Raw genomic sequence first — 9,276 nt, forward strand, 5'->3', positions numbered from 1 at the left:
ATGGTGCATTGCAGAATATCCGCATGCATCGCAAAACTTGTATTCTTTCAAAGGCTTACTACCTCTTCATGACACGAATTTGCGCGAAATAGTAGCTATTCAAGTACTGAGTCAGAAAATAAGCTTGAAAATTCACCAAACACCCATACCTCTGGCAATGAGTATTTTTTTGTAAATTTTTCATTAATTCTTATTCCCTTTTGAGGTAAGCATGTCAGAAAAACAAACCCTAGGCTTCCAAGCTGAAGTTTCACAGTTGTTACAGTTAATGATCCACTCGCTATATTCCAACAAAGAGATCTTCCTGCGCGAACTAATTTCAAACGCCTCCGATGCCGCCGACAAGCTGCGCTATGAATCTATCCATAATGCCAGCCTGTTTGAAGACGACTCCGAATTAAAGATCAAGGTAAGTTTCGACAAGGCAGCACGCACGATAACGATTGCCGACAACGGCATCGGGATGACACGTGACGAAGCGATTGAGCATCTAGGTACCATTGCGAAATCCGGCACCAAAGAATTTTTCGGCAAACTCTCAGGAGACCAGCAAAAAGACGCAGCCATGATCGGCCAGTTCGGCGTAGGCTTTTACTCCGGCTTTATCGTTGCCGACAAAATCACGGTGGAATCACGCCGCGCCGGAAGCAAGTCAACTGAAGGCGTGCGTTGGGAATCTACCGGCGCCGGCGACTTCAGTGTAGAAGATATTGTTAAAGCAGACCGAGGCACCGCCATCACCCTGCATTTGCGCGAAGGCGAAGATGATTTCCTGTCTGCGTGGAAACTCAAATCAGTGATACGCACCTACTCCGACCACATCTCTTTGCCTATCATGATGCAAAAAGAAGAATGGGACGAAGAGAAAAAAGAACAGGTATTGCGCGACGAACTGGAAACAGTCAATCAAGCCAGCGCCTTGTGGGCACGCAACAAAAATGACATCACACCACTGCAATATGAAGAATTTTACAAGCACATTTCACATGATTACAGTGCGCCTCTAACCCATACACATAACCGGGTCGAAGGCCGCAGCGAATATACGCAACTGCTGTACATCCCAAGCCGCGCACCGTTTGACATGTGGGATCGCAACAAACGTGGCGGCATCAAGCTCTACGTCAAGCGCGTCTTCATCATGGACGATGCCGAGCAATTAATGCCGGTGTATCTGCGCTTCGTTAAAGGCATTATCGATACCAACGATCTGCCGTTGAATGTATCGCGTGAAATCTTGCAGGAATCGCGTGACATCAAGGCGATCCGTGAAGGCTCGACCAAACGCGTCTTGGGCATGCTGGAAGAGTTGGCGAATGCAGAAGGGGAAGACGATTCTGCCGCCAAGCAAGAAAAATTCACGACTTTCTGGAAAGAATTTGGCCAGGTCTTGAAAGAAGGCATAGGCGAAGATGCGACCAACAAGGAACGCATCGCCAAGCTGCTGCGATTTGCATCGACTAATGGCGACAGCGACGCACAAACCGTATCGTTCGACGATTACGTATCGCGCATGAAGGAAGGCCAGACCAAGATTTTCTACGCTACCGGCGAGTCCTACAATGCTGCGAAGAACAGCCCGCACCTGGAAATTTTCCGCAAAAAAGGCATAGAAGTCTTGCTGCTGACCGATCGCGTCGATGAATGGATGTTGTCTTACCTCGAAGCATTCGAAGGCAAGGAACTCGCATCCGTTGCAAAAGGCGATCTCGATCTGGGCCAACTGGAGGACGAGGCAGAGAAAAAGCAGCATCAGGAAACCGAAGAGCAATACAAGGAACTGGTAGGCAAGATGCAAACCGCACTGGCCGACAAGGCCAAGGAAGTGCGCATCACTTTCCGCCTGACCGATTCACCTGCCTGTCTGGTCGCCGATGAAAACGAACTGTCCGGCAACCTGCTGCGCATGTTGAAAGCAGCGGGTCAAAATGCACCAGATGCAAAACCCATCCTGGAAATCAATCCGGACCATCCGTTGGTGCAACGCCTGAAATACGAAGAGGCGAAATTCGACGACTGGGCGAATATCCTGTTCGATCAGGCGCTGTTGGCCGAAGGCGGCAACCTCAGCGATCCAGCTGGATTTGTGAAGTGCCTGAATGAAATGTTGCTGGGATTGTCGAGCAAATAATCGGCTTGGCAGCACTCAAGACAAAAAGGCCACGCTGAGAATAGCGTGGCCTTTTTTTTCCAGAAAATCATATCAAAACTCTGTGCGGCCTATGGTTCGCAAAGCGCACTGCTACTGCTGCAGGAAATCTACGAACTTGCTCTCTACAGAATCAGCCGAAGGGCAATTTCGATGTATGACGTAAATATCCTTTTGTAGAGTATCTCCGTCGATACGCACGACACTTAACTGGCGATTCAAAACTTCATCCGTGACCGCGCCCGCCAATACCAGTGAGACGCCAAGACCTGCTTTAACCGCATGTTTTACGGCTTCGGTACTGCCAAGTTGCATCGCTACATTGATACGCAAACCTCTATCGCCCAACACTCTCTCAATGATTCTGCCAGTTCCCGTCCCTTTCTCTCCACCGATCAGTTCCATGCCATCCAGCTCTTCGACAAGGACGGAAGATCTGCTAGCCCAAGGATGGGATGCGGGAACGATCAACACCAGCTCTTCGGAACGCCAGATGCTTGCAGTAAATCCAGATCGGTTGTCCCACCATTCCATGACGGCGACGTCTATCTCCAGCCTCTGCAATTTATCCGCAATACTCGCGTTGTCGGCAATGACGATATCCAGCCGGACACTGCAATGATGCTGAAATTCCTTCAAATAGGGCTGCAACAAATAAATCCCGACATTGGAACTTGCCCCAATTGTCAGTGACGACCTGCGGAACAGATCGCTAGCCTTCATCGAAATATCGATCAGCATCTGTGCGTAAGGCAGTAACGCTTGCCCCTCGGTCGTGAGTTTGCTGACAGCATTGCTTCTATCGATCAATACGGCATTTAAAGATCGCTCCAGCTGTTTGATATGTTGCGTTACGGCCGACTGCGAAAGCCCGCGATGCTTGGCGGCTCCGCGAAATCCGCCATGCTTCGCAACCGTCAGGAAGGTCTCCAGCTTTTCTAAGTCGATCACGCCGCGACTGATGCTTTAAGTGGTTCATTGAGCGCACCGTCAGGCCGTTGCCCGGCAAGAGCCTGGAGGATGCTGTGAGCAGAATATCGCTCGATCTCCAGCCGTACTTTTTTGACACCCGAGCCCACATGCGGGGTAAAAAGTGTTTGCGTCCGATTCTCGAGCAAGGCTTGTGGCACCGTCCATGGGCGGTCTGGGCGTGCCCATTCTTCCATTTCAAATACATCGGCAGCATATCCTGCCAAATGACCCTGGTTCAAGGCCTCTACTACCGCATTTTCATCAACGACGGAACCACGCGATGTATTCAGAAGATAGCTTCCACGCTTCATTTTTGAAATTGCGCGGGCATCGATCAAATGGAAAGTGTCAGACGTCATGGGAAGCATGGGAACAACAAAATCGCTGCAAGTCAGCAATTCATCGAATGATACTTGCCGTGCATTCCAGGCTTGTTCATCGACAGGATTGAGCGGAACGCTATCGCAGTAAACGGTGTTCATTTCAAATCCGGACAGTCGTTTGGCAATGGCCTTTCCTACGCGTCCCATTCCGATTATTCCTATGGTGCTGCCTGCCAGGCCTGCACCATAAAGCTTTGGTCGCCAGCCATGAAACGTCCCGCTTCGAACATGATCGTCACCAGCCATGACATGGCGCGTCAGTCCGAGCAAAAGGCCTACGGTTAACTCGGCGGTTGGCACCGTCAACAAGTCCGGCACGATGCCGAACCAGACACCGCGTTTTGTACATGCAGCGACATCGAAATTGTCATAGCCTTTCAGCGCTGCAAATACGATCTTCAATTTCGGACAGGCGGCGAGAAAACTGTCGTCAACACTGTCAGGCATGAATGCCATGATGGCATCTGCATCCTTAGAACGACGCAGCAATTCTTCGCGCGTTAATGTTTCGAGCGTGTCGTTGGTAACAACCTCAGCAACAGACGACAGCATTTCGACGATTTCAGGATGTATCCAATGCGTGATTACAATTTTAGGTTTCATGTTTAATTTACTTGAAGTGTTTACGAAGATAGCCGCTAAATCCATCGACCAGCGTCACCATGGCCAGAATGACGATAAGAATCGCCGATACTTCCTGATACTGCATGATGCGTAATGAACCCATCAGTTCAAACCCGATGCCGCCGGCGCCAACCATCCCCATTACAGTCGAAGCGCGGAAGTTATATTCCCAGCGATAAATGGCGGTATCAGCCATTTGCGGTAGTACCTGGGGTAGAACGCCATGGAAGATCACTTGCAGCGGACTGCAGCCTGCCGCGCGAGCAGCTTCAATGGGTGCCTGATCGGTATGTTCGATTGCCTCGGCAAAGAATTTGGCAATCATGCCGACCGAATGCAGCGCCAAGGCCAATACGCCAGGCAAGGCGCCGAACCCGACTGCCGCGACAAAAATAATTCCCATAATCAGCTCAGGAATTGAGCGCAGTCCATTCAGCAAGGTCCGTGCAAAGTGATACACCAGCGGATGAGGTGTTGTATTACGCGCTGCTAAAAAACCCAAGGGAAGAGATAGCAGCACTGCGATTGACGTGCCGGCGACGCTCATGGCCAGCGTGTCCGCTAACGGACTGATCCAGCTACGCAGCTGCGTGAAATTTGGTGGAAACATTTCTCCCACCAGGCTGATCAGGCTGGGTATGCCCTCACCCAAACGTTCGGCGTTGAATAAATCAACGTAGTACCAGCAAAAAATGATGATTGCAAAAGTAACCGCGACAAAGATGAATGAGCGATTCCAGCCCTGTCGATGCTGCGCCAGCACAACGTTGAATTCAGCTTGCATTGAGTGCTTTCGAATGATTAAAACTTGGAGAGGTCCAGTTTGAGCAGGCTGCCCAGGTTGCGAACGACGTCGTAGTCCTTGTCAGACGCCGGGCCAAAGCCTTCAGCCTTGAAAGGCTTCAACACTTCTGGATCTTTCAGCTCAAGAAACGCCGTGCGAATTTTGGCCTTCAATTCAGGTTTCAAATTGGAACGCATCGTCCACGGATATTGCGGAAATGGCTTGGATTCCGCGAGCACCTTGACTTTGTTGGGATCGATCATGCCGCGCTGAACCAGCGCTTCGAAAATCGGCTTGCTGAGACCACCTGCCTGGGCATGCCCGTTTTGCACTGCCAACGCTACGGCGTCATGCGCACCGACAAAATGTTCGCGATATTGTGTGCCGGCCAACAAGCCGCCTTCAGCAAGCATAGCCTTCGGGATCAAGTGACTTGATGTCGAGGCTTTGTCGCCATAGGCCACATCCTTGTTGGCAATATCCGCAATACTGTTGATGCCGGCGGCAGTATTGACGATCAACAAAGCCTGGTAGGTTGTACTGCCCTTTTGCTTGATCGCAGCAAAGGGTTCAATCTCGCTTTTCTGACGTGCAAGCACATAAGACAAGGGACCGAAGTAAGCCAGGTCGATGCGGCCATGACGCATTGCTTCGATCATCGACGAATAATCGGTCGTTACGATCAACTCGACTTTCTTGCCCAGCTGCTTTTCAAGATACAGCTCCAAAGGCTTGTTGTTTTTGATGACCGTAGATGCGTTTTCATCTGGCAGCAACGCCACCTTTAAGGTCTCTGGATCAGGATTGGGAGCCGAAATCGCAGTACCGGTCAACAACGTCATTGTCGAGAGCAGCAAAGCCGTAAATATTGATTTCATTGTCATTCCTTACATTGATAAGTTTAAGATTGGAGAGAACGGCATGGTTGGTACTTCGGAAACATGAGATGGTTTGGCTTCATACAGAGCCGCCAACACGTTCTCATTCAAATCGGCCGGCACGGCATCAAACATCACCTTGCCGTGGGCAAGTCCAACGATTCGGTCTGCATATTTGATTGCAAGGTCGACCTGATGGAGACTGACCACTGCAGAGATGCCGTCCTCTTTGCAGATTTGACGAAGAATTTCAAGCACCTTCTCTGATGTTGCCGGGTCAAGACTGGCGACTGGCTCATCGGCAAGTATCAGCTTGGGCTGTTGCGTCAATGCCCTGGCAATACCAACGCGTTGTTGTTGCCCACCGCTTAATTGATCGACACGCGTAAGTGCTTTATGCAACAGACCGACACGATCCAGCGCGTGTAATCCGATGCGCTGCTCTTCTTGCGACAAAGGGAACAGACTGCGAAGTGTGGAGTGATAACCGAGGCGGCCCATCAGCACGTTCTGCAAGGCAGTACGACGAGCGATCAGTTGATGCTGCTGAAAGACCATACCGGTCTGACGGCGATGTGCCTGCAATACACGTTTGTTTTGCAACAATCCCAATCCAACGACATCTATCGTGCCGGCGCTGGGTTGACACATCATGTTGATGCACCGAAGCAGTGTCGACTTGCCCGCGCCGGACGCCCCAAGCAGAACGGTGAACTGTCCCTTGTGGAGTTTGAGTGAAGTAGAACGTAACGCATAGGCCTCGCCATAGCGTACCGATACATCATTAAGTTGAATCATGGCTGGCACCCCCTCTGATTTTTATTCGTAATCAATCAAATTGATTGATTACGAATTCGAATGAGGCAATCCTAATGCTCGATTGTTACGAGTTCATTACAGGAATTACGTGCCTACATGAAATGCATAGCGACTGACTGAGCGCAGTTTTGCAGCCACACTTGCGCACGTATATAGAGCTATACGGATCTCAAGCATGAAAGTTTAAAGAGGCTATTTCCAGCAGATCTGACGGTTGGCAACCTCAGTGATCCCGCCGGATTTATTAAACGCTTGCATGAAATGTTGCTGGGCTTGGCGAGCAAATAATTTTTTAATTATTGATCACTTCAATTTTTCAGTGCCCAATTGATAAAGGCCACGCTGGCAATAGCGTGGCCTTTATTTTTTCACCGGCATGTCTGGCAAGGTGGGAGGGCTGCCTGCGGGCTCACCCGTCCTTGGCGCCGCTCCTGCCTTTTTCTTTCCTGATGAAGGCATCAAATTCTTCTGCCGGTAATGGCCTCGACCAGTAGTAGCCTTGACCAAAATCGCAACCGGCCTGAATCAACAGGTTAAGCTGCTCGAATGTTTCTATTCCTTCTGCGATGACTTTTATACCCAGTTTGTGGGCCATCACGATCATGGCTTCGCACAGCGCCAGGTCGCAATTACCGGCAGAGAGAGTGCTGACAAAAGATTTGTCTATCTTCAGGTAATCGATATCGAATTTTTTTAGATAGGACATCGAAGAATAGCCGGTGCCAAAATCGTCGAGCGAAACCTGCATGCCGAAGTTAAGCGATTCTTGCAGACAATTGGTGATGATGCTGTTTTCTTCCAGCAGAAGGCTTTCGGTAATTTCAATTGCAATCGCCTGTCCTGGCAGTTCGAGCGCATTCAGGTGTTCATACCAGGCGATGTCATTACGCACGCTGTTGCGGAACTGGACCGGTGACTTATTGACGCTGATCTGAAAGTCCCGGTGATGCAAGGCACGCCACTGCGCAACCTGGTCTACCGCCTGATGGAACACCCAGTCGCCTATCTCGACGATCATCCCGGTCTCTTCCGCAATTGGAATGAACTCAAAAGGGCTGATGAGCCCGTAGTGCGGATGCTGCCAGCGTATCAGCGCTTCCGCCTTGTAAATATCGCCAGTGGCCAGTTCAATGATCGGTTGATAGTGCACCCGAAATTGCTGCTCTGCGAGCGCTTCACGCAGGTCATTGGCAATGCGCATACGGTGCTGGGCCGCTATCTGCATGGCGGGGGTGAAGTAGTTGAACCTATTGCGCCCCTGGTGTTTGGCTGCATACATCGCCTGGTCGGCATTCTTCAACAGGGAGGCCGCATCCGTCGCATCGTCCGGGTACAGTGAAATGCCGATGCTGGTTGATACATAGGCTTTCTCTATACCCAGTTGGTACGGCTTCACCATTGCCTCGAGAATGGTATGCGCAACGCGCCCGATATTGCCGAGGTCAGCGATATCAGGCAGCAGGATAGTGAATTCATCGCCACCGAAACGAGCCACAGTGTCGGTCTCGCGAATGCAGCTGACCAGGCGATTTGCGGCTTCCTCCAATAGCAGGTCGCCTATATCATGGCCGAGGGTATCGTTGACTTCCTTGAACCTGTCGAGGTCGAGGAACATCAACGCGAGCTTGGAATTGTCGCGCTTGCTCTTCTTGATTGCCTGTTCCAGGCGCTCATTGAACATGCGCCTGTTCGGCAATCCGCTCAGTTGATCGAAATTGACCTGATGCCATATTGCTTCTTCATTTTTCTTTTTCTCTGAAATGTCGGCATACAGGAATACGCGTCGATGGACAGCACCACCATTATCGTAAATGGTGTTGATGGTGAGCCATGCAGGGAATATCTCACCATTCCTGCGCCGGTTCCATATTTCGCCTTGCCACTTCCCTGCCGCGGCCAGTTGTTCGGCCATCCCCTCGGTGCCTTTGGCCTCATGACGATCGGATTGCAGGAATTGCGCATCCTTGTTCGCCAGTTCGTCCAGCGTATATCCCATCATGTCGGTGAATGCGGGGTTGATTGCGATGATCCGGCTCTCGCCGTCCACAATCATCATGCCCTCGCTGCTTGTCTGGTAAACCATGAACGCCAACTTTAGCTCTTCGTTGGAACGGCATCGTTCAATGACGATTTCAGCCAGTTTGCCCATCTGTTCTATGAATTGAATATCTGTGGGACTAGGAGCATGCGGCCGTTGATGATGGATCGCAAAGGTGCCGAGAACCTTCCCATGGCCGTTCTTGATCGGCTCTGACCAGCACGATGCGATGGACGCCTGTTCGGCCAGTGCTAGGTAAGGCTGCCAGTAAGGATGTTCGTGGACATTCTCGACAATGACCCGCTCGCCGGTAAATGCAGCAGTGCCGCATGAACCCACGCCGATGCCGATTTCAGCAAGGGTAATTGCCTGGTTGTAGTCGTTCGGCAAATTGGGAGCAGCGCCAATTGCAAGATGCTTGCCATCGTTGTCCAGCAGCAGCACCGAGCAGCGTGCGTCCGGCTCCTGCTCTTCAACGCCCAGGACCAGCACCATCAAAGTATCGGATAAGGAGGCTTCTTCTGTCAGCATTTCCAGAATTTTCGTGCGCAGGTTCTCACGAAAAGTCGTCTGCTTCAGTTCGGTAATATCGTCATAAATGCCGATAACGCCGATGATTTCCTCATCTA

At 50.8% G+C, this 9,276-nt stretch carries 7 protein-coding genes; 1 reads left to right on the forward strand and 6 read right to left on the reverse strand.

Annotated features, from left to right (window positions below; genetic code table 11):
• Nucleotides 1-211: 211 nt before the first annotated feature.
• Nucleotides 212-2,131 (forward strand): molecular chaperone HtpG, encoded by a 1,920-nt coding sequence (htpG, locus tag Q7T06_RS04305; RefSeq protein WP_304780765.1) that lies wholly within the window; start codon nucleotides 212-214, stop codon nucleotides 2,129-2,131.
• A 111-nt stretch (nucleotides 2,132-2,242) separates the two neighbouring features.
• On the opposite strand, the gene Q7T06_RS04310 is transcribed toward htpG, so the two are convergent.
• From Q7T06_RS04310 to Q7T06_RS04335, 6 genes are all read right to left on the reverse strand, one after another.
• A complete protein-coding gene (locus tag Q7T06_RS04310) occupies nucleotides 2,243-3,100 on the reverse strand; it encodes a LysR family transcriptional regulator (RefSeq protein ID WP_304780768.1) in 858 nt (285 codons plus the stop codon).
• A complete protein-coding gene (locus Q7T06_RS04315; RefSeq protein WP_304780773.1) occupies nucleotides 3,097-4,107 on the reverse strand; it encodes a phosphonate dehydrogenase in 1,011 nt (336 codons plus the stop codon). Before Q7T06_RS04315 ends, Q7T06_RS04310 begins: the two co-directional genes overlap by 4 nt.
• A 7-nt stretch (nucleotides 4,108-4,114) precedes the next feature.
• Nucleotides 4,115-4,912, reverse strand: a complete 798-nt coding sequence (gene phnE, locus Q7T06_RS04320; RefSeq protein ID WP_304780777.1) for a phosphonate ABC transporter, permease protein PhnE — start codon at nucleotides 4,910-4,912, stop codon at nucleotides 4,115-4,117.
• Between the two features lie 17 nt (nucleotides 4,913-4,929).
• Nucleotides 4,930-5,790, reverse strand: coding sequence for a phosphate/phosphite/phosphonate ABC transporter substrate-binding protein (gene phnD, locus Q7T06_RS04325; RefSeq protein ID WP_304780780.1), 861 nt, complete (start codon nucleotides 5,788-5,790; stop codon nucleotides 4,930-4,932).
• A 9-nt stretch (nucleotides 5,791-5,799) separates the two neighbouring features.
• Nucleotides 5,800-6,588: a phosphonate ABC transporter ATP-binding protein gene (gene phnC / locus Q7T06_RS04330; protein ID WP_304780786.1), complete on the reverse strand. Its 789-nt coding sequence runs from the start codon at nucleotides 6,586-6,588 to the stop codon at nucleotides 5,800-5,802.
• A 430-nt stretch (nucleotides 6,589-7,018) separates the two neighbouring features.
• A partial coding sequence (locus Q7T06_RS04335; protein ID WP_304780793.1) for a bifunctional diguanylate cyclase/phosphodiesterase occupies nucleotides 7,019-9,276 on the reverse strand: 2,258 nt, incomplete at its 5' end.

This window comes from Herminiimonas sp., assembly GCF_030645555.1.
Lineage (GTDB): Bacteria > Pseudomonadota > Gammaproteobacteria > Burkholderiales > Burkholderiaceae_D > Oxalicibacterium.

Bases quoted from the DNA above. Each gene is read 5' to 3' on its own strand.
- htpG (WP_304780765.1), top strand. From the start codon at position 212: ATGTCAGAAAAACAAACCCTAGGCTTCCAAGCTGAAGTTTCACAGTTG.
- Q7T06_RS04315 (WP_304780773.1), bottom strand. From the start codon at position 4,107: ATGAAACCTAAAATTGTAATCACGCATTGGATACATCCTGAAATCGTC.
- phnE (WP_304780777.1), bottom strand. From the start codon at position 4,912: ATGCAAGCTGAATTCAACGTTGTGCTGGCGCAGCATCGACAGGGCTGG.
- phnD (WP_304780780.1), bottom strand. From the start codon at position 5,790: ATGAAATCAATATTTACGGCTTTGCTGCTCTCGACAATGACGTTGTTG.
- phnC (WP_304780786.1), bottom strand. From the start codon at position 6,588: ATGATTCAACTTAATGATGTATCGGTACGCTATGGCGAGGCCTATGCG.